Annotated in this window: 19 protein-coding genes and 4 tRNA genes; 10 read left to right on the forward strand and 13 right to left on the reverse strand. The window is 55.1% G+C overall.

Annotated elements, in window-relative coordinates; all coding sequences use genetic code 11:
• Position 1: 1 nt before the first annotated feature.
• The gene (locus tag ECL_RS16390; RefSeq protein ID WP_013097826.1) at positions 2-2,191 is read left to right on the forward strand and encodes a TonB-dependent siderophore receptor; all 2,190 of its coding nucleotides are present in this window, start codon (positions 2-4) and stop codon (positions 2,189-2,191) included.
• 168 nt (positions 2,192-2,359) lie between these two features.
• Positions 2,360-2,435 (forward strand) — tRNA-Asn (locus tag ECL_RS16395).
• Between the two features lie 165 nt (positions 2,436-2,600).
• On the opposite strand, the gene ECL_RS16400 is transcribed toward ECL_RS16395, so the two are convergent.
• Positions 2,601-2,990: a RidA family protein gene (locus ECL_RS16400; protein ID WP_013097827.1), complete on the reverse strand. Its 390-nt coding sequence runs from the start codon at positions 2,988-2,990 to the stop codon at positions 2,601-2,603.
• A gap of 141 nt (positions 2,991-3,131) precedes the next feature.
• Between ECL_RS16400 and ECL_RS16405 the strand changes: the two genes are divergently transcribed.
• The gene (locus ECL_RS16405) at positions 3,132-4,064 is read left to right on the forward strand and encodes a LysR family transcriptional regulator (RefSeq protein ID WP_013097828.1); all 933 of its coding nucleotides are present in this window, start codon (positions 3,132-3,134) and stop codon (positions 4,062-4,064) included.
• Positions 4,065-4,111: 47 nt separating this feature from the next.
• On the opposite strand, the gene cbl is transcribed toward ECL_RS16405, so the two are convergent.
• Both cbl and nac read right to left on the reverse strand, forming a co-directional pair.
• Complete coding sequence (cbl, locus tag ECL_RS16410) at positions 4,112-5,062, reverse strand: HTH-type transcriptional regulator Cbl (RefSeq protein ID WP_013097829.1); 951 nt, start codon at positions 5,060-5,062, stop codon at positions 4,112-4,114.
• 96 nt (positions 5,063-5,158) lie between these two features.
• Positions 5,159-6,076: a nitrogen assimilation transcriptional regulator NAC gene (gene nac / locus ECL_RS16415; RefSeq protein ID WP_010432103.1), complete on the reverse strand. Its 918-nt coding sequence runs from the start codon at positions 6,074-6,076 to the stop codon at positions 5,159-5,161.
• A gap of 320 nt (positions 6,077-6,396) precedes the next feature.
• Between nac and ECL_RS16420 the strand changes: the two genes are divergently transcribed.
• A tRNA-Asn gene (locus ECL_RS16420) sits at positions 6,397-6,472 on the forward strand.
• A gap of 85 nt (positions 6,473-6,557) precedes the next feature.
• Here ECL_RS16420 and ldtA read toward each other — a convergent pair.
• Positions 6,558-7,493, reverse strand: a complete 936-nt coding sequence (gene ldtA / locus ECL_RS16425) for a L,D-transpeptidase (protein ID WP_013097830.1) — start codon at positions 7,491-7,493, stop codon at positions 6,558-6,560.
• A gap of 192 nt (positions 7,494-7,685) precedes the next feature.
• On the opposite strand from ldtA, the gene shiA reads away from it, so the two are divergent.
• From shiA to ECL_RS16440, 3 genes are all read left to right on the forward strand, one after another.
• Positions 7,686-8,999 carry a shikimate transporter gene (shiA, locus tag ECL_RS16430; protein WP_013097831.1) on the forward strand — a complete coding sequence of 438 codons (1,314 nt, stop codon included), beginning with the start codon at positions 7,686-7,688 and terminating at the stop codon, positions 8,997-8,999.
• Between the two features lie 73 nt (positions 9,000-9,072).
• Complete coding sequence (locus ECL_RS16435) at positions 9,073-10,527, forward strand: AMP nucleosidase (RefSeq protein WP_013097832.1); 1,455 nt, start codon at positions 9,073-9,075, stop codon at positions 10,525-10,527.
• Between the two features lie 18 nt (positions 10,528-10,545).
• Positions 10,546-12,318 (forward strand): aminopeptidase P family protein, encoded by a 1,773-nt coding sequence (locus tag ECL_RS16440; RefSeq protein WP_013097833.1) that lies wholly within the window; start codon positions 10,546-10,548, stop codon positions 12,316-12,318.
• Positions 12,319-12,456: 138 nt separating this feature from the next.
• Here ECL_RS16440 and ECL_RS16445 read toward each other — a convergent pair.
• Positions 12,457-12,532, reverse strand: a tRNA-Asn gene (locus tag ECL_RS16445).
• A 103-nt stretch (positions 12,533-12,635) separates the two neighbouring features.
• Positions 12,636-14,090, reverse strand: a complete 1,455-nt coding sequence (gene emmdR / locus ECL_RS16450) for a multidrug efflux MATE transporter EmmdR (protein WP_126347545.1) — start codon at positions 14,088-14,090, stop codon at positions 12,636-12,638.
• Between the two features lie 161 nt (positions 14,091-14,251).
• Here emmdR and ECL_RS16455 point away from each other — a divergent pair.
• Together ECL_RS16455 and ECL_RS16460 are read left to right on the forward strand one after the other, a co-directional pair.
• Positions 14,252-14,327, forward strand: a tRNA-Asn gene (locus tag ECL_RS16455).
• Between the two features lie 53 nt (positions 14,328-14,380).
• A complete protein-coding gene (locus ECL_RS16460; protein ID WP_029881834.1) occupies positions 14,381-14,713 on the forward strand; it encodes a gamma-glutamylcyclotransferase family protein in 333 nt (110 codons plus the stop codon).
• Between the two features lie 49 nt (positions 14,714-14,762).
• Here the strand turns inward: ECL_RS16460 and ECL_RS16465 are convergent, their stop codons facing one another.
• From ECL_RS16465 to dacD, 4 genes are all read right to left on the reverse strand, one after another.
• Entirely contained in the window at positions 14,763-15,098 is a 336-nt protein-coding gene (locus tag ECL_RS16465) for a DUF496 family protein (protein ID WP_010432067.1), read from the reverse strand.
• A 168-nt stretch (positions 15,099-15,266) separates the two neighbouring features.
• On the reverse strand, positions 15,267-16,325 hold the full coding sequence (locus tag ECL_RS16470) for an FUSC family protein (RefSeq protein ID WP_013097836.1): 1,059 nt from the start codon (positions 16,323-16,325) through the stop codon (positions 15,267-15,269).
• Positions 16,326-16,417: 92 nt separating this feature from the next.
• Entirely contained in the window at positions 16,418-16,891 is a 474-nt protein-coding gene (gene sbmC / locus ECL_RS16475) for a DNA gyrase inhibitor SbmC (protein WP_013097837.1), read from the reverse strand.
• 118 nt (positions 16,892-17,009) lie between these two features.
• Positions 17,010-18,176 carry a serine-type D-Ala-D-Ala carboxypeptidase DacD gene (dacD, locus tag ECL_RS16480; RefSeq protein WP_013097838.1) on the reverse strand — a complete coding sequence of 389 codons (1,167 nt, stop codon included), beginning with the start codon at positions 18,174-18,176 and terminating at the stop codon, positions 17,010-17,012.
• A gap of 198 nt (positions 18,177-18,374) precedes the next feature.
• Here dacD and sbcB point away from each other — a divergent pair, with 198 nt between their 5' ends.
• Positions 18,375-19,811, forward strand: a complete 1,437-nt coding sequence (gene sbcB / locus ECL_RS16485; RefSeq protein ID WP_370626772.1) for an exodeoxyribonuclease I — start codon at positions 18,375-18,377, stop codon at positions 19,809-19,811.
• 121 nt (positions 19,812-19,932) lie between these two features.
• Here sbcB and ECL_RS16490 read toward each other — a convergent pair whose 3' ends face one another.
• From ECL_RS16490 to ECL_RS16500, 3 genes are all read right to left on the reverse strand, one after another.
• Positions 19,933-21,291 carry an APC family permease gene (locus ECL_RS16490; RefSeq protein ID WP_013097840.1) on the reverse strand — a complete coding sequence of 453 codons (1,359 nt, stop codon included), beginning with the start codon at positions 21,289-21,291 and terminating at the stop codon, positions 19,933-19,935.
• Positions 21,281-21,343: a membrane protein YoeI gene (yoeI, locus tag ECL_RS16495; RefSeq protein WP_099458931.1), complete on the reverse strand. Its 63-nt coding sequence runs from the start codon at positions 21,341-21,343 to the stop codon at positions 21,281-21,283. The genes ECL_RS16490 and yoeI overlap by 11 nt, the downstream gene beginning before the upstream one ends.
• 217 nt (positions 21,344-21,560) lie before the next feature.
• Positions 21,561-22,490, reverse strand: a complete 930-nt coding sequence (locus ECL_RS16500; RefSeq protein ID WP_013097841.1) for a LysR substrate-binding domain-containing protein — start codon at positions 22,488-22,490, stop codon at positions 21,561-21,563.
• Positions 22,491-22,513 lie beyond the last annotated feature (23 nt).

Raw genomic sequence — 22,513 nt, forward strand, 5'->3', positions numbered from 1 at the left:
AATGAAACGTTCTCATCTTTGGGTTTTAAATCCGTGCTTGCTTGCCATGCTTTCGACCTCTGCGTGGGCAGAAGAACAAAAGGAAGAAAATATCGTTGTCTCCGCAAGCCGCGCACACCGCAGCGTGGCGGAGATGGCGCAGACCACCTGGGTTATCGAGCGTGCGGAAATTGAGCAGCAGGTTCAGGGCGGGAAAGAGATTAAAGACGTGCTGGCGCAGCTGATCCCGGGCATGGACGTCAGCAGCCAGGGGCGCACCAACTACGGTATGAACCTGCGCGGTCGTTCAATGATGGTGATGGTGGACGGCGTGCGTCTGAACTCCTCCCGCAGCGACAGCCGTCAGCTTGACTCTATCGATCCGTTCAACATCGACCGTATAGAAGTGATTTCCGGCGCTACTTCACTGTACGGCGGCGGCAGTACCGGCGGCCTGGTGAACATCGTCACCAAAAAAGGTCAGCCGGAGACGGAAGTCGAATTCCAGACCGGGGCAAAAAGCGGGTTTAACAGCCACAACGACCACGATGAGAACGTGTCGGCGGCGGTCAGCGGCGGCAATGATAATGCGTCTGGTCGCCTGTCCGTTTCTTATCAGCGTTACGGCGGCTGGTATGACGGCAACGGCGACGAGGTGATTATCGATAACACCCAGACCGGGTTACAGTATTCTGACCGTATTGATGTGATGGGCACTGGCACCATCAATATTGACGATCATCAGCAGTTGCAGTTAACCACCCAGTACTACAAGAGCGAATCTGATGGCAAACACGGCCTGTACCTTGGGAAGAATTTCTCGGCGGTTACGGGTGATGCCACCGCGTATAACAAAAACAACCTGGATTCTGACCGTATTCCCGGTACCGAGCGCCATCTGATTAACCTGCAGTACTCTAATACCGATTTCTGGGGTCAGGACCTGGTCGCGCAGATCTACTATCGTGACGAGAGCCTGACCTACTACCCGTTCCCGACCCTGAGCAAAGGGACGGTGACCAGCATCGGTGCCTCCCAGCAGAAAACCGATTTTTACGGAGGTAAGCTGACCCTGAACAGCAAGCCGGTGGATGATTTGACGCTCACCTGGGGTGTGGACGCCGACCATGAAACCTTCGACGCCAACCAGCAGTTCTTCGACCTGAGTAAAGCGGCAGCGAGCGGCGGCATGAAGCTGGACAATGCGTACAACGTGGGGCGTTATCCGGGTTACAGCATTACCAACCTCGCCCCGTTCCTGCAGGCGAGCTACGACATTGACGCCATCACCCTGAGCGGCGGCGTGCGTTACCAGTACACTGAAAACAAGGTGGATGATTTTGTTGGCTACGCCCAGCAGCAGGCCATCGCCACCGGGAAAGCCACCTCAGCAGACGCGGTGCCGGGCGGGAAAACCGATTACAACAACTTCCTGTTTAACGCCGGGATCCTTGGTCGCCTGACCGAACAGCAGCAGCTGTGGTTTAACTTCTCTCAGGGCTTTGAAATTCCGGACCTGGCGAAGTACTACGGCTCCGGCACCTATCAGCTTGTCGACGGGCACTATCGCCTGCTGAACAGCGTGAACGTTAACGACTCGACGCTGGACGGCATTAAGGTTAACGCTTACGAGCTGGGCTGGCGCTACACCGGCGATAACCTGCGCACGCAGGTTGCGGCGTACTACTCGCTCTCGGATAAAACCATCACTATCAACAAAACCGATATGACCATCAACCTGGAAGACGACAAGCGTCGTATCTACGGGGTGGAAGGTCAGGTGGACTATTTCTTCACCGACAGCGACTGGAGCACCGGCGCAAACTTTAACGCCATTAAGTCTGAAACCCGTGAAAACGGTAAATGGGAGAAGCTGACGGTAGACAGCGCCAGCCCGTCGAAAGCCAGCGCCTGGGTCAACTGGGCGCCGGGCGACTGGACCCTGCGCGTGCAGAGTACCCAGACCTTTGACGTCTCTGATGCCGACGGTAAGAAGATCGATGGCTATAACACGGTAGATTTCCTGGGCAGCTACGCCCTGCCGGTGGGTAAAGTGAGCTTCAGCGTGGAAAACGTGCTGGACAAAGACTACACCACCGCCTGGGGACAGCGCGCACCGGGGCTGTATAGCCCAACGTATGGCGCTCCGGGTCTGTATACCTATAAAGGCCGTGGCCGCACGTTTGGTCTGAACTACTCCGTGCTGTTCTAAACAACTGCGCCGCCTGCCCGCGGGCGGCGCATCCTGCTGTGTAATTTCGCCGCAAATTTGCTATAAAATCAGCGATTTGCTGAAATTGTCGGCAAACGATCAAAAAGGGTGTTTTCACCCTTTGACAAGGCGAACCGAGGTCGCTACTATGCGCCTCGTTCACACGATTCCTCTGTAGTTCAGTCGGTAGAACGGCGGACTGTTAATCCGTATGTCACTGGTTCGAGTCCAGTCAGAGGAGCCAAATTTGAAAAGCCTGCTTTTGAAGCAGGCTTTTTGCTTTTGTGCGTTCTGGAAAACTGCCGGGTGGCGGCTTCGCCTTACCCGGCCTACGCCATCGGGCAATAATCCCCTGCTTTCATCATTTTTCCTCTGTCTTGACTTTCGACTGGCGGAAAGCCCCTAGCGCTCAGGGCAGCCTGGCAATCACCTTAATCTCAAACTGGAATCCGTACAGCCACGTTACACCGATCCCGGTCAACGTTGGGTAAGGTGCTTCTCCCCAATATTCAGGCAGGATACTCCAGATAGCGTCGAGGTTTGACTCGGGATCGACGACAAAAAGGGTAACGTCAACCACGTCATCGAACGTGCAGCCTGCAGCCGCGAGGACAGCATTAAGATTATTGAATGCCAGCCTGACCTGCGCTTTTAGATCGGGCTCAGGCGAACCATCCTCACGACTACCAACCTGCCCCGAAACAAACAGAAAACCGTTAGATTTGATGGCCGGTGAATAGCGATTGCGCTCATAGAGCGCCTGGCGTCCTGAGGGAAAAACTGCTTCGCGTGCTGTCATACTTACACCTTTGCAATGGGGCGAAATCTGCCCAATGAACTTAAAGACACTTTACAGGTGCAGGATCGGGCGGATAAACAAGCGACTTTGTCCATCATTGTTTGTAATATCCAAACAATCGGTGAAAAGAGAGGATAAGGAATGGATCGTTTCGATGCGATGCGCGCCTTTGCTCGCGTGGTAGAGGCAGGTAGCTTCACAAAGGCTGCCCAAACGCTTCATATGAGCAAAACCACGGTGACGCAGCTTATTCAGCAACTGGAAGCGCGCCTGCGCGTCAGATTGCTCCATCGCACCACCCGCAAGCTCAGCGTCACTCCAGATGGCGCGGTCTACTACGAACGCGTCATCCGCCTGCTGGCGGACATGGAAGATGCTGAAAACAGCCTGTCCAGTGCGGCAATTACGCCCAGGGGACGGCTACGGGTGGATGTGCCCAGTCCGCTGGCCCGCCTCATCCTGGTGCCGGCGCTACCGGCTTTCCATGCACGCTACCCTGACATTCAGTTCGACATGGGCGTGAGCGACCGGGTGGTGGACCTGATTGGCGACAACGTGGATTGCGTGCTACGCGGCGGCGAGATCACCGATCAGTCCCTGATTGCACGCCATGTCGGAGATTTGCAAATCGGCGTCTACGCCGCCCCCAGTTATCTGGAACGCCTTGGCCCCCCTTCGCACCCGCGAGAACTGGAAAACACCGACCATCGCAGAGTAGGGTTCTTGTCCTCACGCACCGGTAAGATTGATCCTCTGGTACTGCGCAGTGAGAGTGAACGTATTGAAATCACGGGCAGCTATGTACTGGCCGTGGATGATGGCAATGCTTACATCGAAGCCGGGTTAGCGGGATTAGGCGTGATCGCACTGCCAGTCTATATGGCGGCAGCGCATCAGGCTCGAGGTGCCTTGATTCCGCTATTTGAACACTGGCGTATTGCTCCAATGCCCCTGTACCTGGCGTTTCCGCCGAACCGCCATGTCAATGCCAGACTGCGCGTTTTTATTGACTGGATCGTTGAATTGATGCAGCAGCATGTCACCAACACCAACCGAAAGGGAATTCTGATTTAGCTTGTTTATTCGCTAGTTACTGGCTAAGGCGATCCCAGCCAGAGGAACTAAATCTGATAATCAATCGCCACTTCTTCCGGCTCCATCACCTGGCGCTTGATTTCGTCAACGGACAGTCCGGCGTTGCAGAGCTCGATAAAGCGCCATACGTAGTTGCGCTGTAGCTGCCCGCGCTTCAGGCCGAGCCATACGGTATTGGCATCGAACAAATGACGTGTATCCAGACGCACCAGGTTCCCGGTATCGCCCTCGCCACCAGACTGTTCCGCAACCAGGCCAATGCCCAGCCCCAGCTCAACGTAGGTTTTGATCACATCGGAATCCTGCGCGCTCAGCACCACATCCGGCGTTAACCCTTTGCGGTTGAAGGCCTCGTCGATGCGCGAACGTCCGGTAATACCCTGGCGATACGTAATCAGCGGCCATTTCGCGATCGCTTCCAGCGTTAGCGGTGAAACCTGATTCAACGGATGATCGAGCGGGAGCAACAGGCTGTGGTACCAGCGGAACCAGGGAAAGGCCACCAGCAGCGGGTCGTTGCTCAGGCGTTCGCTGGCGATACCAATATCCGCTCCACCGTTTTGCAGCAGCATTTCAATTTCCTGCGGCGTGCCCTGAATAAGCTCCAGGCGAACGTCAGGGAAAATTTCACGAAACGCTTTTATCACCGGCGGCAGGCTGTACCGAGCCTGAGTATGGGTAGTGGCGATGGTGAGCACGCCGGAGGCGTCATTGGTAAAGAGATCCGCCAGGCGACGGACATTGCTGGCCTCGTTGAGGATCCGCTCAGCGATGGTCAGCAACGCTTTACCTGGCTCCGTCATGCCAAGCAGGCGCTTGCCGCGACGGATAAAAATCTCAATGCCAAGCTCCTCTTCCAGCTCGCGAATATGGCGGCTGACACCCGACTGGGAGGTGTAGAGCATATTGGCGACTTCGGTCAGGTTATAGTCCCGCCTGGCCGCCTCACGGATAATTTTAAGTTGCTGGAAATTCACGATTCACTCCGGCGCATCTGACATAGCTCTATTGTTAGAGTCAGCTGAGCTGCAGAACAAATAATAAAAACCAGCATCTTATGCTTTTCTGGAATATTAACTCACGAGCTGCAGTTCACGATTCTCCAGCGATGGCTTACTCACCAGCGACATTAAAATTTCTTTCACCGCCTGCGCCTGTGGCGACAGCGAGCCACGGGCGGACATGTTCAGCGACAGCGGTAAACTCATTGATGGCGTAGTGATGCGCGCCATCCAGCCATTTGCTGCGCTGCACAGCGAGCGGGCGGCGGATTCTGGCAGCACCGTGACGCCCATCCCACTGGCAATCGCCGCAGTCAGCGTTGAGATGGAGTCAATTTCACCAATGATTTTCGCCGTCAGGCGGCGCAGGGAGAACGCTTCGTCCACGCGTACGCGCACCGCGCTGTAATCACGCGGCAGGAAAAGATTCATTTCTGCAACCGCAGTGAGGTCAACGCTCTGCCCCGGACAGTCGCGGGTGCCCACGAGATACAGATCTTCTTTCAGCAGCGGCTGGCTGGTGATCCCCGCAACCGGGGAGCGATCGTAAAGCACCGCCATATCAAGCTGGCCGTTGAGCAGCTTGTCATTCAGGACAGAGCCGCTGTTCTCGTGCAGATAGACCAGCACTTCCGGCAGCTCAGCGCGCACCGCCTGCAGCAGTGGCATGGTGATTGAAGACGCTGCGGTCCCCGGAGCCAGCCCGATGGAAACGTGTCCGCTCAGCGTCTGGCCAACATTATTTACCGCCAGCTGTGCCTGTTCGCACTGACGAAGAATGGTGCGCGCGTGGGTATACAGGATCTTGCCTGCTTCCGTTGGGGTCACGCCGCGTTTGGTGCGGATCAACAGCTGCTGATCCATTTCGCCTTCCAGAGTAGCCACCTGCTGGCTCAGCGCAGGCTGCGCGATATGCAGCACTTCCGCCGCTTGAGTCAGGCTGCCGATATCGACGATTTTTACGAAGTATTTCAGTCGTCTTAAGTTCATTTTGCCCCCTGTTCGAAATGCTGTGCCGGTACTGGCTGTTGTTGTTGAACAGGTTTTGCAATATGAATGCCAGTTTTACCAGCAGGTCTGATTTGTTCGCTAAGCGCCTGAAAATAAGGAAACCTAATCATAGGTGTCGGATTTATTACTGAAACAGCGGTTTATGATCTGCCCCATAAGAGGTATATCCGCACCACAACGGTGCATTACGTTGGCAAAATCGCCACTTTGCTGAAATTGTCAGCAAACAGACGCAAAGCGTGGTTTCACCCTTTGACAAGGCGTACGCAGGCCGTTACTATGCGCCCCGTTCACACGATTCCTCTGTAGTTCAGTCGGTAGAACGGCGGACTGTTAATCCGTATGTCACTGGTTCGAGTCCAGTCAGAGGAGCCAAATTTGAGAAGCCTGCTTTTAAAGCAGGCTTTTTGCTTTTCTGCGTTCTGGAAAACTGCCGGGTGGCGGCTTCGCCTTACCCGGCCTACGGGACTGTAGGCCCGGTAAGCGCTGCGCCACCGGGCAAAGCAAGCTTAACCGGCATCCCGGATCGACGTTCCAGCTCAGCGCCCGCCCCCTCGTTTATTAGCTGTGCCCGCAACGCGGGGGTAATCGGCAGCGGCACTTTATTGGTTGATTCAAATTCTGCGCGGTTGCGCGACAGCGGTTCGTGCACTTCCACCCAGCGGCTGCCGTCTGGCTCCGTCGTCACTTTTACAGGCTGATCGATAAGCTGCACGCGCGTGCCTGGCGACACATTGTCGAAAAGGTATTTGATATCGTTATTACGCAGGCGAATGCACCCCTGACTGACGCGCAGGCCGATGCCAAAATTCGAGTTGGTACCGTGAATGGCATAAAGCCTGCCAATATAGAGCGCATACAACCCCATCGGGTTATCCGGCCCGGCGGGCACGAATGCGGGCAACGTTTTCCCCTCTTTCGCGTATTCACGCCGGGTGTTTGGCGTGGGCGACCAGGTTGGTCCTTCCTGCTTGCGCTCGACGGCTGTCACCCAGTTGCGTGGCGTTTCGCGCCCGGCCTGGCCAATACCAATGGGAAACACCTCAACGGTATTGCTGCCTGGCGGATAATAGTAAAGGCGCATTTCCGCCACGTTCACCACGATGCCTTTGCGAACCGTATCGGGAAGAATGAGCTGCTGAGGTACCACCAGTCGGGTACCGGATTGCGGTAAAAACGGATCAACACCGGGGTTTGCCTCAAGCATGTTGCTCAGCCCCTGCCCGTGCTGCGCGGTAAACGCTTCAAGCGGTAAGGTGTTGTGGTCCGGTACGGTAATAACCTGCGTGCTGCCCACCAGCCGACTCCCGGCGGGCGGCAAAGGATAACTCACCGCCTGGACACTCTGGCTTATGAGCAAGGCAGCCAGACAGCCCAGCACATTTCTACGACGCATATTCCCTTCCTTAGTCGCTTCACTATTTGCTAAGCATAGCGTAGCCGCTTTGCATTACCCATCAGGAAATAAAATCAGTTTCCTCGTGCCGCCCGTCGCGGTAGTCTCATAGATCGCGTCGCTATGACGATGGCTTTGTGAGTAACCTTTTCTTATACCAATAAATAAAAAATCAGTGCAGACAGGACAACTATGGACTCCACCCTCATCTCCACACGTCCCGGCGAGGGGACGCCTTGCCTTAACCGTGCCCGCCGTGCCGCCTTTGGCAGCTTCGCGGGGGCCGTCGTGGACTGGTATGATTTTTTGCTCTACGGCATCACCGCCGCTCTGGTGTTTAACCGCGAATTCTTTCCGCAAATTAGCCCCGCCATGGGCACGCTCGCCGCGTTTGCCACCTTTGGCGTCGGCTTCCTGTTCCGCCCGCTGGGCGGGGTGATCTTCGGCCACTTTGGCGACCGCCTTGGCCGCAAACGCATGCTGATGCTCACCGTCTGGATGATGGGGATCGCCACTGCGCTCATCGGTATTTTGCCGTCGTTTGCCACGATTGGCTGGTGGGCCCCGGTACTGCTGGTCACCCTGCGCGCCATTCAGGGCTTTGCCGTGGGCGGCGAATGGGGCGGCGCGGCGCTGTTATCGGTCGAAAGCGCACCGAAAAATAAGAAAGCGTTCTACAGCAGCGGCGTGCAGGTTGGGTACGGCGTGGGTCTGTTGCTCTCCACCGGGCTGGTGTCGCTTATCAGTCACTTCACGACCGATGAGCAGTTTCTGAGCTGGGGCTGGCGCATTCCCTTCATCTTCAGCATCGTGCTGGTTATCGCCGCGCTGTGGATCCGTAACGGAATGGAAGAGTCCGCCGAGTTTGAACAGCAGCGGGAAAAACCCGTTGCCAGAAAACGGCTGCCGGTGATGGAGGCGCTTATTCGTCATCCTGGCGCTTTTCTGAAAATTATCGCCCTGCGCCTGTGCGAGCTGCTGACGATGTATATCGTCACCGCGTTTGCCCTCAACTATTCCACGCAGAACCTCGGCCTCCCCCGTGAGCTGTTCCTGAATATCGGTCTGCTGGTGGGCGGGATCAGCTGTCTGACAATCCCCTGCTTCGCCTGGCTTGCGGACCGGTTTGGCCGTCGTCGCGTCTATATTACCGGCGCGCTGATTGGCTCCCTCAGCGCCTGGCCGTTCTTTATGGCGCTGGAGGCACAGTCGGTCTTCTGGATAGTCTTCTTTGCCATTATGCTCGCCAACATTGCCCACGATATGGTGGTCTGCGTGCAGCAACCGATGTTTACCGAACTGTTCGGCGCAAGCTACCGCTACAGCGGGGCGGGCGTGGGATACCAGGTGGCGAGCGTCGTGGGCGGCGGATTTACGCCGTTTATTGCCGCCGCGCTGGTGACGTTCTCCGGCGGAAACTGGCACAGCGTGGCAGGCTACCTGCTGGCAGGCTGCCTGCTGTCGGCCGCCACGGCGCTGGTGATGAAAGAGACACACCATTCCTGATCTCCCTTTTGTTTCACAGGCGTGTGACATACTATCGGGTATAGCAGCACACCTGTGGAACAAGGAGACAGACATGAATAATAAGGGCTCCAGCCTGACCCCGGCTCAGGCACTGGAAAAACTCGACGCGCTGTACGAACAGTCCGTCAATGCGCTGCGCAGCGCCATCAGTGAGTACATCGAAACAGGGAAACTTCCCGACGAAAAGGCCAGAACCCAGGGCCTTTTTGTTTATCCATCGCTCTCTGTCACCTGGGACGGCAGCGCCAGTACCACGCCAAAGACCCGTGCCTACGCGCGTTTTACCCACTCCGGCTGCTACAGCACCACAGTGACCCGCCCAGCGTTGTTCCGTCCTTATCTTGAGGAGCAACTCACTCTGCTCTATCAGGATTACGGCGCACACATTGCCGTTGAGCCATCACAGCATGAAATTCCGTATCCGTACGTGATTGACGGTTCGGCGTTAACGCTCGATCGCTCCATGAGCGCAGGGCTGACGCGCCATTTCCCGACGACCGAGCTGTCGCAGATTGGCGATGAGACCGCCGACGGCATTTATCACCCGGCAGAGTTTTCCCCCTTGTCACATTTTGACGCCCGCCGGGTGGATTTCTCCCTGGCGCGCCTGCGTCACTACACCGGGACGCCAGCCGAGCATTTCCAGCCGTTCGTGCTGTTTACCAACTACACCCGCTATGTCGACGAATTTGTCCGCTGGGGCTGTAGCCAGATCCTTGACCCGGAGAGCCCTTATATCGCCCTCTCCTGCGCCGGCGGGATCTGGATCACCGCTGAAACCGAAGCGCCTGAACAGGCTATCTCCGATCTGGCGTGGAAGAAGCACCAGATGCCAGCCTGGCACCTGATCACCGCCGACGGCCAGGGCATTACGCTTATCAACATCGGTGTGGGTCCGTCAAACGCCAAGACCATCTGCGACCATCTGGCGGTGCTGCGCCCGGACGTCTGGCTGATGATTGGTCATTGCGGTGGGCTGCGTGAAAGCCAGCTGATTGGCGACTACGTGCTGGCCCACGCCTACCTGCGCGATGACCACGTGCTTGACGCCGTGCTCCCGCCGGACATCCCGATCCCAAGCATTGCCGAAGTGCAGCGCGCGCTGTACGACGCCACCAAAGAGGTGAGCGGCATGCCGGGTGAAGAGGTCAAACAGCGTCTGCGTACCGGCACGGTAGTCACGACAGATGACCGTAACTGGGAGCTGCGTTACTCCGCCTCTGCCCTGCGCTTCAATCTGAGCCGCGCGGTGGCGATTGATATGGAAAGCGCCACCATTGCCGCCCAGGGTTATCGCTTCCGTGTGCCTTACGGCACGCTGCTGTGCGTTTCCGATAAACCGCTGCACGGTGAAATCAAGCTACCGGGACAGGCAAACCGGTTCTACGAAGGGGCTATCTCCGAACACCTGCAAATTGGCATTCGCGCCATTGATTTGCTGCGGGCAGAAGGTGACCGGCTGCACTCACGCAAGCTGCGTACCTTTAACGAACCGCCATTCCGCTGATAACAATAAGGAAAAATAATGCACACCCCATCACCGTTATCGGCCCTGCGTCAGTGGCTACAGGAAAATAAGCTCGACGGGATGATCGTCCCACGCGCGGATGCCTGGCAGAGCGAATACTGCGCGCCGTATGATGAAAAACTGGCCTGGCTGACCGGCTTTGATGGCTCGGCGGGGCTGGCTCTGGTGCTAAAAGACAAAGCCCTGCTTTTTGTCGATGGCCGCTATCAGGTTCAGGCCCGCGTGCAGGTCAATATGGATGAAGTAGAGATCCACCATCTGCACAACGAGCCGCTGGCACAATGGCTGACGGCCAACGTTGAAGCTGGCACCCGTATTGGTTTTGAAGCACTGCTGATGACCAATGCCGATTATGAGACGCTATCTGCGACACCGTGTGAAATGGTGCCGCTTAACCAGTCACCGTTTGATACGTTATGGACCGATCGCCCTGCCGCTCCGGCGGGGCTTATCCGCGAGATGCCCGTTGAAATCAGTGGTGAAAGCAGCGCCGATAAACGTCAGCGCGTTGCCGCCGTGCTGGCCGCCAACAATGCCGATTATCTGGCCGTGACCCTGCCGGATAATATCGCCTGGCTGCTTAACGTGCGCGGTTCAGATATTCCCACCAGCCCGGTTCCGCTCTCTTTTGCCCTGCTCAGTCGGGACGGTAGCGTTGAGTGGTTCGTTAACGACAATAAGCTAAGCAACCTGCCTGATAGCGTGCGAAACGCTTTTACCATTGCGCCGCAGGATGCCTTTATTGAACGCTGCCAGCGCCTTTCTCACGGTAAACGGGTGATGGTAGATGCCGATTCAGCGCCGGTGGCTCTGCGTTTTGCCATTGAGCCACACGGTGACATTCTCTGGCGCACCGACCCCATCACGCTGATGAAGGCCAATAAAAATCCGGTAGAACTGGCGGGTTACCGGGAGTGTCATCATCAGGACGGTGCCGCGTGGGTCAATTTCCTGGCCTGGCTGAGCCGTGAAGTGCCCGCACGTGCGGCAGCAGGCCAGCCGCTGACCGAGCTGGAGGCCCAGGCACAGCAACTCGCGTTTCGCGAGCAGCAGCCTGGCTTTATTGAGCAGAGTTTTGCGACCATTTCGGCCTCGTCCAGCAATGCGGCGATGTGCCACTACCACTCAAGCGAAGCCAGCAACAAACCCATCGGCCATGACCACTTTTATCTGAATGATTCTGGTGGTCAGTACCATAATGGTACCACTGACGCCACACGTACCCTGGCGTGGGGCAAGGTCAGCCCGCAGCAGCGATTACACTATACCGCCGTGCTGAAAGGTTTTCTGTCGCTGATTACCCTGCAGTTCCCGTCCGGCACCCAGGGGCATCAGCTGGATGCCTTCGCGCGTCGGCCGCTGTGGGAGATGGGGCTGGATTTCGATCACGGAACGGGCCATGGCGTGGGTCATCAGTTGCTTATCCATGAGAACCCGCATCGCATCGCTAAAAAGGTCAACCCATGGCCGCTGGTGGCGGGCAATATTATGACTATCGAGCCGGGATACTATCTGGCGGATAGCCATGGGATCCGCATTGAAAATCAGGTGGAGATTGTGGAAAGCTCTCCAGGATTCTGCAAATTTGCCTCGTTGACGCTGATCCCAATCGACCTCAGCCAGGTCGAACTCAATCTGTTAAACGAGCAGGAAAAGCAGTGGCTGGATGAGTATCACCAGCAGGTGCGCGAAGCGCTGTCCCCGCTGGTGGAGAGCGACGCGCGTCCGTGGCTGGTGGAGGCGACGGCGCCGATTCGTGTTAACCGGTAGTGCGGTTTATTGCCGGGTGGCGGCTTCGCCTTACCCGGCCTACTCGTCCGTAGGCCCGGTAAGCGCAGCGCCACCGGGCAATTTTTACCTGCTGCACAAAAGCAAAAAGCCTGCTTTAAAAGCAGGCTTTTCAGAATGTGGCTCCTCTGACTGGACTCGAACCAGTGACATACGGATTAACAGTCCGCCGTTCTACCGACTGAACTACAGAGGAATCGTGTGAACGGGGCGCATATTATCGATGCTACCCGGTGTTGTCAAAGGCAGAATGCAGATTTCCGATCGTTTGCCGATTTATTCAACATTTCGCACATTTGTCAGGCATTGTGCCGCGGATATTTCCAGAGCCAGCGCCCACTTACCATACGCCAGTAGAACAATGCCCCACGCACGGCCCAGTCAAGGAACATCCCCAGCCAGACACCGACGACCCCCATACCGAGCATGACCCCCAGCGTATAACCCGCTACCACGCGGCAACCCCACATGCCGAGCATAGAGACCCACATCGCAAAGCGGGCATCGCGTGCCCCTTTTAACCCGGCTGGCAGTACCCAGGACGCCGCCCAGATCGGCATAAATGCCGCGTTGAGCCAAATCAGGATCTTAACGACCTCTTTAACATCATCTTCGTGGGTATAGAACGAGGCCATCAGCCCGGCAAAGGGCGCACTCCCCCACGCAATTATCGTCAGACCAATGGTCGACAGCCAGAAGACATGGCGCAGCTGCCGCTCCGCCTGCCCTATCTGCCCTTTGCCGAGCCGTTTACCGGTGATGATGGTGGAGGCCGACCCTAAGGCGTTACCCGGCAGGTTAATCAGCGAGGCGATGGAGAAGGCAATAAAGTTACCGGCAATCACATCTGTCCCCATACCGGCAACAAACATCTGGGTAAGCAGTTTACCGGCGTTGAACAGTACCGACTCGATACTGGCAGGAATACCAATCCCCATCACTTCCCAGATAATGGCGAAGTTAAAGGGTCGGAAGTAGCTTTTTAACGTGAGGCGCAGCGATGGCGTGATCCCCGCCATCAACACCCCGAGGATGGCTGCCGCACCAATGTAGCGGGAGATAGTCAGCCCCAGCCCTGCACCAACAAACCCCATCCCCTCCCAGGAGAAAACACCGTAGATCAGGACGCTACTGATCATGATATTCAGGATGTTCATTCCGCCGTTGATCAGCAGCGGAATTTTTGTGTTGCCCGCCCCGCGCAGCGCGCCGCTACCGATCAGCGCGATAGCCGCGGCAGGATAGCTTAAGACCGTCATTTCCAGATAGGTCAGCGCCAGATCCTTAACTTCATTCGTCGCTTCACCCGCGACAAAGTCGATAATCTCTTTGCCGAAATAGTGGATCACCGCCGCCAGGATGATCGAAAAGAGGGTCATGATCATCAGCGACTGCCGGGCGGCTTCGCGGGCACGCTTCGGATCCAGCTTGCCCAGGCTAAAGGCCACCACCACCGTGGTCCCAAGATCGATAGCGGCAAAGAAAGACATCACCACCATGTTAAAACTGTCCGCCAGCCCGACCCCGGCCATCGCCTCTTTACCCAGCCAGCTCACCAGGAAGGTGCTCAACACCCCCATCAGCAGAACGCAGGTATTCTCCAGAAAAATAGGTACGGCAAGCGGGGTGATTTCACGCCAGAACAGAACACGATAACTTTTACGTTTTGCATACCATGGCGTGCGCATAATCGCCTGGCGGAGAGTGGCAGTAACGTTCAAAATGGACCTTAGCGAGAAAAGTTGAAACTCCATTTCAAATGATGGGGGAGAAAAGCTCATCCTGCAAAGTATTTTCCATAAAAAGATGTCTGGATTTGCAACAAACTGATGACAGAATCGGCAATCGATCGCTAATCACTAAGATCAGGTTTGACAAAAGTTTTTTCGCCGCTAAGATAAGCCTCCACAACGATTCCTCTGTAGTTCAGTCGGTAGAACGGCGGACTGTTAATCCGTATGTCACTGGTTCGAGTCCAGTCAGAGGAGCCACATTCTGAAAAGCCCGCTTTTAAAGCGGGCTTTTTGCTTTTCTGGTGAGGAAAATGGACTCTTTGTTTGTCTACGGTACGTTACGCCCGGGCCATTCAAATGCACATATTCTCGAAAGCATCGGCGGTGAATGGCAGGCCGGTTTTGTCACCGGGACATTTTATGCGCGTGGCTGGGGCGCTGCGGCAGATTTTCCGGGTATCGTGCTGCACGCCGATGGCCCACGCGTTGAGGGTTATCTGTTTATCTCCAGTAACCTTGAGGCACACTGGCCGATGCTGGACGAATTTGAAGACGGCTACGATCGGGTCGAGGTCATGGTGACCACCGCCGAAGGTGACCAGGTTAAGGCCTGGATCTACCAGCTTCAGCCGCGCTCTGCGTAATAAAAAAGGCTCTCTGTCACCAGAGAGCCTTTTTTGCAATCAGCAGCGATTATTCGCTTTTGGCTTCAGCGTTTTTGATTTCGCCCATCACTTTCAGCTTTTTGGAGATGTCACGACGCTCTTTAGACAGCTCAGCGTTTTTGATGATGTAGTCATCAACGCGGTCTTCGTAGTCGCTCTTCATGCTGGCGATGATGCCCTGAATAGCTTCAACGCTCATACCTGGCTTAATGTAGTCGCTCAGGTTATCCAGCAGCAGAACACGTTTCTGGTTGTCACGGATCTTCTTCTCAACGTCCTGGATTTCACGCTGCAGTTTGTTTTTGCGGCGGAACAGGCGGACGAATTCCAGAACATCCTGGAACGAAGGCTTGGTAGTTTCCATTTTTACACCCCTGATAATGTGAGATTCGGATTCGTTAAAGCAACCGTTGTAACAATAACCTTACTGACAGCGGCTGCGAATGACAATGAGTATATCGTTTAAAACTATCATAACCCCAATTGATGCTGAATCGAAGCAGCAGCCGTCACATATGGCGATAGCTGCTCTTTATTTGCGCAGTGCGCGGCAAATGAGATGCGACAGCAACTCAAGCTGACGCGCCAGTTCCATGCTCAGCCAGACGTAACCATGGATTGGGGTTTCCGCTACGTTATCGCCCTGTCGCTCGTTGATCAGCTGTTTCAGTTCGGCAACGATCTCATTCAGACGCTCGCTGTTTGCGAGGATGGGCTGCGGGTTACCTTCATAAAGGGCATGAGCGATGGTCAGAAGGGTTTGCTGCGTCATCTGCTGCGTCTCCTTCAGCGTCTGCGCGTTCAGCATTAACAGATGGCTGGGGCGTGAGGCCCAGTGCGCGTTGATTTGCAATTCAAGCATGCAGACCAGATTACGGCTCACGGTCTGGATAGCTTCGAAAATCGATTTCTGAATATGGGTCTCTTTACTGGCAGGGGTAATCAGACCGCGCATTTTGACCACGTCATTAAGGATCTGCTGAAGATGCTTCTCCAGCCGGGGACGTTCGACAAGATTAGGTGAAAAACCGGCCTGGTAGACACGGTTAAAAGCGGTGACATAATTTGCCATCTGAATGCGCCAGTGCAGGAAAGCGCGCTGCGGCCAGATACCGGTGAAAAGCATCGCCAGCAGTGAACCAAGGATAACATCCCCGCTTCGCCACAGTGCCGTGGTCATATCACCCGCTGGCGCGCCGACCACCACCGCGAGGGTGATACCAATCAGCAGTGCCTGATAGGGCTTTTTACCCAGCGCCAGCCAGCCGCAGAGGAACATGGCGACACCGCACCAGGCCAACATCACCGGGAATGAAATAAGCTCCAGCTTAAGGGCAATCAACCCAAGGGCTGAGCCAAAAACCGTACCGCCAATGCGCTCGAAAGCACGCGGGACAACGTTCCCCCAGAACGAGATAGGCCCCATGACGACCACCAGCGTGATCAGCGGCCACGTTCCTTCAGGAACATCCAGTAAACGGACCAGCACAAACGTCAGAACGAATGCCAGCGCGATACGGCACCCATGAACCACGCGGTAGTGTTTATACAACCGAATTTCGAAAGACGTTAATGATTTGTCGGGACGCACACCCGCTCTCCAGCTACACGGCAAATCACAATTGTACTGTGTTTTCAGCCGGGCGGATCACACCCGGCTGAAAAACCCTGTATTTAACAGGACTACCCCGCTTTATGCTCTACGGCGATAAACATTTCGATGTCCCAGTACCCGTCGGCGTTGCCATCATTGAGATAGCGCTCGAAGCACGGTTTCAGAGCCATCTGGAATTTGTTGTCCTGCAAAAGGGAGTTAAAGAACTGGTACCACGGCGTGGCGAAGTCGTAGTTTTCAACACGTGCTTTCGCGACGGCGTAATCTCCGGCCGCAATTTCCGTCATCATCACCCCTTCGCTGTTTTCCGGGATAACGAAATCATCCGGTACCGTAACGGCCGTATCGCAGCGCAATTTTTCTGCCGGGACTTCGTCCGGGTTATCGTAATAAACCGCAACCCACTCCAGCGGCTGAATGTGTCGGCCATCGACCCACATGACCAGCTGTTCAAAGCCCTGTTTTACCGTGTGTTCCCATGGCCCGACCAGGTGAAAACCGGCAATCTTACGTTTCTTTTCCTGCCTGATGCTGTAGTCCATACTGCCTCCGTTTATCACTGTATATTTATACACTATAAAGCAGAATTTCTATAATCGGCAATCAAGGAGTGTTTATTATGTGAGCAGACTCGCAACCCTGCCAGTCTGCCCAGAAAGGTTAGATTTTGTGGTGCAGATAATCACTCAGACGGGAGAAAAGGCCACCTTTATCAACACGCTCCAGCGTCACCAGCGGCCAGTGAGCGACCACTTTATCGCGGTCGTATAACTGGATCTCGCCTACCCGCTGATGGGCGGCTATCGGCGCTTCCAGCTCTTTTGTATCCAGCACGTATTTTGCCTTGATGTTCGGTACTTCTGCTTTCGGTAATGCCAGCCAGAAATCCTGGTCGGTGCCCAGGTTCACCTGTTCTTTATCGCCGTACCAGATCCGCTCAGTGCCCACTTTTTTACCGTTGTGCAGGATCTGCACGGTATCAAAATTCTGTTGTCCCCAGTGCAGCAGTTTACGGGCCTGATCCTCACGCCCTTTCGGACTGTCTGCCCCCATCACTACGGCGATCAAGCGACGCTGACCGTCCACGGTGGAAGCAATCAGGTTAAATCCGGCCCCTGACGTGTGCCCCGTTTTCAGTCCATCTACATTCATGGTCTTATCCCAGAGCAGACCGTTACGGTTTTGCTGCGTGATCCCATTCCAGGTCAGGCTCTTTTCGCTGTACATGTGGTAAAACTCAGGCTCGCCGTGGATGATGGCTCTGGACAGCACGGCCAGGTCATACGCGGAGCTGTGCTGGCCTGGGGCATCCAGACCATGAACGGTTTCGAAGTGCGTATCGCGCAGATTCAGCTTTTGCACATAGTCGTTCATCATCTTCACGAACTGCGGCTGGCCACCGGCCACGTGATCCGCCAGCGCCACACAGGCGTCGTTACCAGAATCAACAATCAGACCGCGGCTGAGGTCGCGCACAGAAACGCGGTCACCCTCTTTCAGGAACATCAGTGACGAACCGTCAAATACCGGGTTACCTTTTGCCCACGCGTCGCGCCCGACGGTGACAATGTCATCCGGGGAAATGCGGTGGCTATCAATAGCGCGGTCAACAACGTAGCCGGTCATCAGCTTGGTGAGACTCGCCGGATTGCGTTGTTGATGTTCGTTGCCCGCCGTTAAGATTTGACCCGTAGTGTAATCCATCAGTACCCAGGAGCCGGCCTGAATGGCCGGAGGCTGCGGCGAAAAATCCAGCGGATCGGCCGCAAAAGCAGATGAGACACTCGAAGCGAGTAAAGAAACAGCAATAAACAGACGGCGTTTCAACGGTATATCCTCAGGTCATTAAAAATCGATGACCTTTTTACGGGAGTTCTGGTGTCGTTACCTGGCTTAATTGCAAAAAAATGTGACAGGAAGCATGTTTTTCCCGGAACCACGCTCGCAAATTTGCGTTATGACGGCGCTTTTTATTCGGTCTGTCCCTCACGATCGTTTACCATAGTGACGTCACTTTTTAACAGGATGGTATTACTGGTGTCTGACTCTGCCGCACGCCCGACTTTTTTATTCCACGACTACGAAACCTTTGGCACCCACCCGGCGCTGGACCGACCGGCGCAGTTTGCCGCCATCCGTACTGACGACGAATTCAATATTATTGGTGAGCCAGAGGTCTTTTACTGCAAACCTGCCGATGACTACCTGCCGCAGCCCGGCGCGGTCATGGTCACGGGGATAACGCCCCAGGAAGCGCGGGAAAAAGGCGTTAACGAGGCAGAGTTCGCCCGCCGTATCCACGATCTGTTCACCGTTCCCCATACCTGCGTGGTCGGGTATAACAATATCCGTTTCGATGATGAAGTGACGCGCAACATCTTCTACCGCAACTTCTACGATCCCTACGCCTGGAGCTGGCAGAACCGCAATTCGCGCTGGGATTTGCTGGATATCATGCGCGCCTGTTATGCGCTGCGTCCGGAGGGGATTAACTGGCCAGAGAACGAAGACGGATTGCCAAGCTTCCGGCTGGAGCACCTGACGCGCGCCAACGGCATTGAGCATAGTAATGCCCACGACGCGATGGCCGACGTCTACGCCACCATTGCCATGGCGAAGCTCGTTAAAACCGCACAACCACGCCTGTTTGAGTATCTGTTGAGTCATCGCAGTAAGCAGAAACTGATGACGCTGATTGATGTGCCGCAGATGAAACCGCTGGTGCATATCTCCGGCATGTTTGGTGCCTGGCGCGGCAACACCAGCTGGGTGGCACCGCTGGCCTGGCATCCGGATAACCGTAACGCGGTCATCATGGTGGATTTAGCCGGGGATATATCCCCGCTGCTGGAGCTCGACAGCGATACCTTGCGTGAGCGCCTCTATACCCCGAAAGATGCGCTGGGAGACCTGCCCGCGGTGCCGGTCAAACTGGTGCATATCAATAAATGTCCGGTACTGGCGCAGGCCAATACGCTGCGCCCGGAAGATGCTGACAGGCTCGGGATCAACCGCCAGCACTGCCTGGATAACCTTAAAATACTGCGCGAAAATCCGCAGGTGCGCGAGAAAGTCGTCGCCATATTTGCCGAAGCCGAGCCATTCGTGCCGTCCGAAAACGTGGATGCGCAGCTGTATAACGGCTTCTTCAGCGATGCCGACCGTGCTGCGATGAACATCGTCCTGCAAACTGAACCGCGTAACCTGCCCGCGCTGGACATCACCTTCGCGGATAAACGCATTGAGAAGTTGATGTTTAATTACCGTGCGCGTAACTATCCCGGCACGCTGGATGAAGCTGAGCAGGAATGCTGGCTGCAGCATCGTCGTAATGTGTTTACGCCTGAATATCTGCACGGCTATGCGCAGGAGCTGGAGATGCTTTACGGCCAATACGAAGGGAATGAAGAGAAGCAGGCGCTGCTGAAAGCCCTGTTCAGGTACGTACAAGAGATAGTCTGAAATTCAACGATAAAAAAACCGGAGGCGATGGTCTCCGGTTTTTTTTGCCCGGTGGTGCTGCACTTACGCGGGCCTACGGGTTTTGTCGGTCGGGTAAGCGTAGCCGCCACCCGACACGGTATTACGCAACGTCTTCGTACTGAGGAACCGGGTTACGGAAGCTCTTCGTCACGCAGGCCAGGTAAACCAGACCAATACCACCCCAGATCAGCCCCAGAATCATAGAGCTCTCTTCCAGGTTAATCCACAATGCACCGACCGTCAGCGCACCGCACATTGGCAGAACCAGGTAATTGAAGTGGTCTTTCAGCGTTTTGTTGCGCTTCTCACGGATCCAGAACTGCGAGATCACGGAGAGGTTAACAAAGGTAAAGGCCACCAGCGCACCAAAGTTAATCAGTGCCGTTGCCGTCACCAGGTCAAATTTAATGGCCATCAGGGCGATTGCGCCAACCAACAGCACGTTCCACGCCGGAGTACGCCATTTCGGATGAACGTAGCCGAAGAAACGGGTTGGGAACACACCGTCACGACCCATTACATACATCAGGCGAGAAACCCCTGCATGCGCAGCCATACCAGAAGCCAGAACGGTAACGCTGGAGAAGATCAGTACGCCCCACTGGAAGGTTTTCCCTGCGACATACAGCATGATTTCAGGCTGTGAAGCATCCGGCTCTTTGAAACGAGAGATATCCGGGAAGTAGAGCTGCAGGAAGTAGGAGGCACCAATGAAGATCATGCCACCAATCAACGCAGTCAGGAAAATGGCTCGTGGGATCACGCGTTCTGCATCTTTGGTCTCTTCAGACAGAGAAGAGATACCGTCGAAGCCCAGGAACGAGAAGCACAGAATAGTCGCACCGGTGATCATCGGCACCACATGTGCCCCTTCAGACCAGAACGGACGAGAGCTGACCAGCGTGCCCGCGCCTTCACCGTGAGAAACACCGTAAATGATCAAACCCACAATAACCGCAACAATACCCATTTGCAGAATAACAATCAGGGTGTTGAAGTTCGCCACGGTCTTAATGCTGCGCAGGTTAGAGATGGTCATAAAGGCCACTAACGCAACAACAAAGAGCCACGACGGTACGGAAGGTACCAGCGCTTCGAAGTAAATTTTTGCCAGCAGAATGTTGATCATCGGCATGAACAGGTAGTCCAGCAGGGATGACCAGCCCACCATAAAGCCAACCGCCGGGCTAATGGATTTCTGAGCATAGGTGTAGGCAGAGCCTGCAGACGGGAAACGGCGAACCAGTTTACCGTAGCTCAGCGCTGTAAAGAGAATAGCGACCAGTGCAAAGGCATACGCCGTTGCCACGTGACCGTCAGTAAGGCCTGATACGATACCGAATGTATCGAACAGCGTCATTGGTTGCATATAGGCAAGGCCCATCATAACAACCGGAATCAACGTAAGTGTTTTACGTAATTCCACGCGAGAGGTGTTTGGAGTTGCGTTATGCGACATAGTTATTCTCCTTTACGGTGATAACCGCCACGTAAGCGAAAAATTGCCCCATTTCTTTCTTCCTCAGCGACAACAACTGTCGGATTTTAGTAAATATCTATCCGGTACGAAGCCCGGCCTCTTGGTTTTTAGTTTCGTTTCATACATGCAAAAAAAAATAACCGACGCCTTTTATATCGTCGATTATTCCTTTGGTTGCTGCGGCGCATTTTGCCCCACATCAGATACAAAACGCAATACTTTACAAAGGCATTGTAAATATTCCTGCGCTAACTGGCTGATTTATGGACGCTGCTCTGCGTATAGACAGCGGCGATAGCACTATTTGCTAAAATTTCGTCCCGCCACCAGGCGCTGGCTAACCCCGCCGTTTGTTCATTCCAGCCAACCCAGACCGATTCATTACTGCTTTGAGCCAGCACCTGTTTTTCAATCAGCGCGCCGCTATCAAGAAATCGCTGCGCCAGATAGCGAGGTAAATAGCCGCAACCCAGCCCACTGATTTGCAATTCCAGCTTGGTTTTAAAATCAAAAACGGTAATGGCCTCCTGCTCATCAAGCAGTTGCGACGATACGGCACATTCCGGCCGCGAGCTGTCGCCCACCACAATGGCACGGTAACCTTTAATAACGCGCCGGTTAATGGGCTCGGGCTCCCGGGCCAGCGGATGATGCGGAGCAACCGCAAAAACTTGCTCAAGTATCCCGAGGCGGGCAAACCCAAAATCGCTCAGTTGAGGAGGTTCATGTAATGCGCCGACGATGATATCCGCCCTCCCCTGAACCAAGGCCTCCCAGGAGCCGCCCAGTACACCATTAATAAAAATCAGCCGGGTCACGCTGTGGCGCTGATAAAACGCTTCAATTAGCGGCGTCAGCAGGGAAAACGGAAAAGTATCGTCAACGCCAATCACCAGTTCATTTTCCCAGCCCTGATGAAGTTTGATGGCCTGTTTTTCCAGTTCGCGGACGGTGTGCAGCACTTCACGCCCTTTTTCCAGCAGCATTTGTCCGGTGCGGGTAAAGCGGGCCCGGTGGCCAGAGCGATCGAGGATCTGGATATTCAGATCGCTTTCCAGTTTATGAACCGTGTAGCTCAGCGCTGAAGGGGTTTTGTAGAGCTTCGCTGAGGCAGCCGCAAAGCTGCCTTCTTTTTCCAGTGCATCCAGAATAATGAGAACATCCAGCAGCGGTTTCATGTTCGCCCCCTTCCGGTGTGCGA

The organism is Enterobacter cloacae subsp. cloacae ATCC 13047, assembly GCF_000025565.1.
Lineage (GTDB): Bacteria > Pseudomonadota > Gammaproteobacteria > Enterobacterales > Enterobacteriaceae > Enterobacter > Enterobacter cloacae.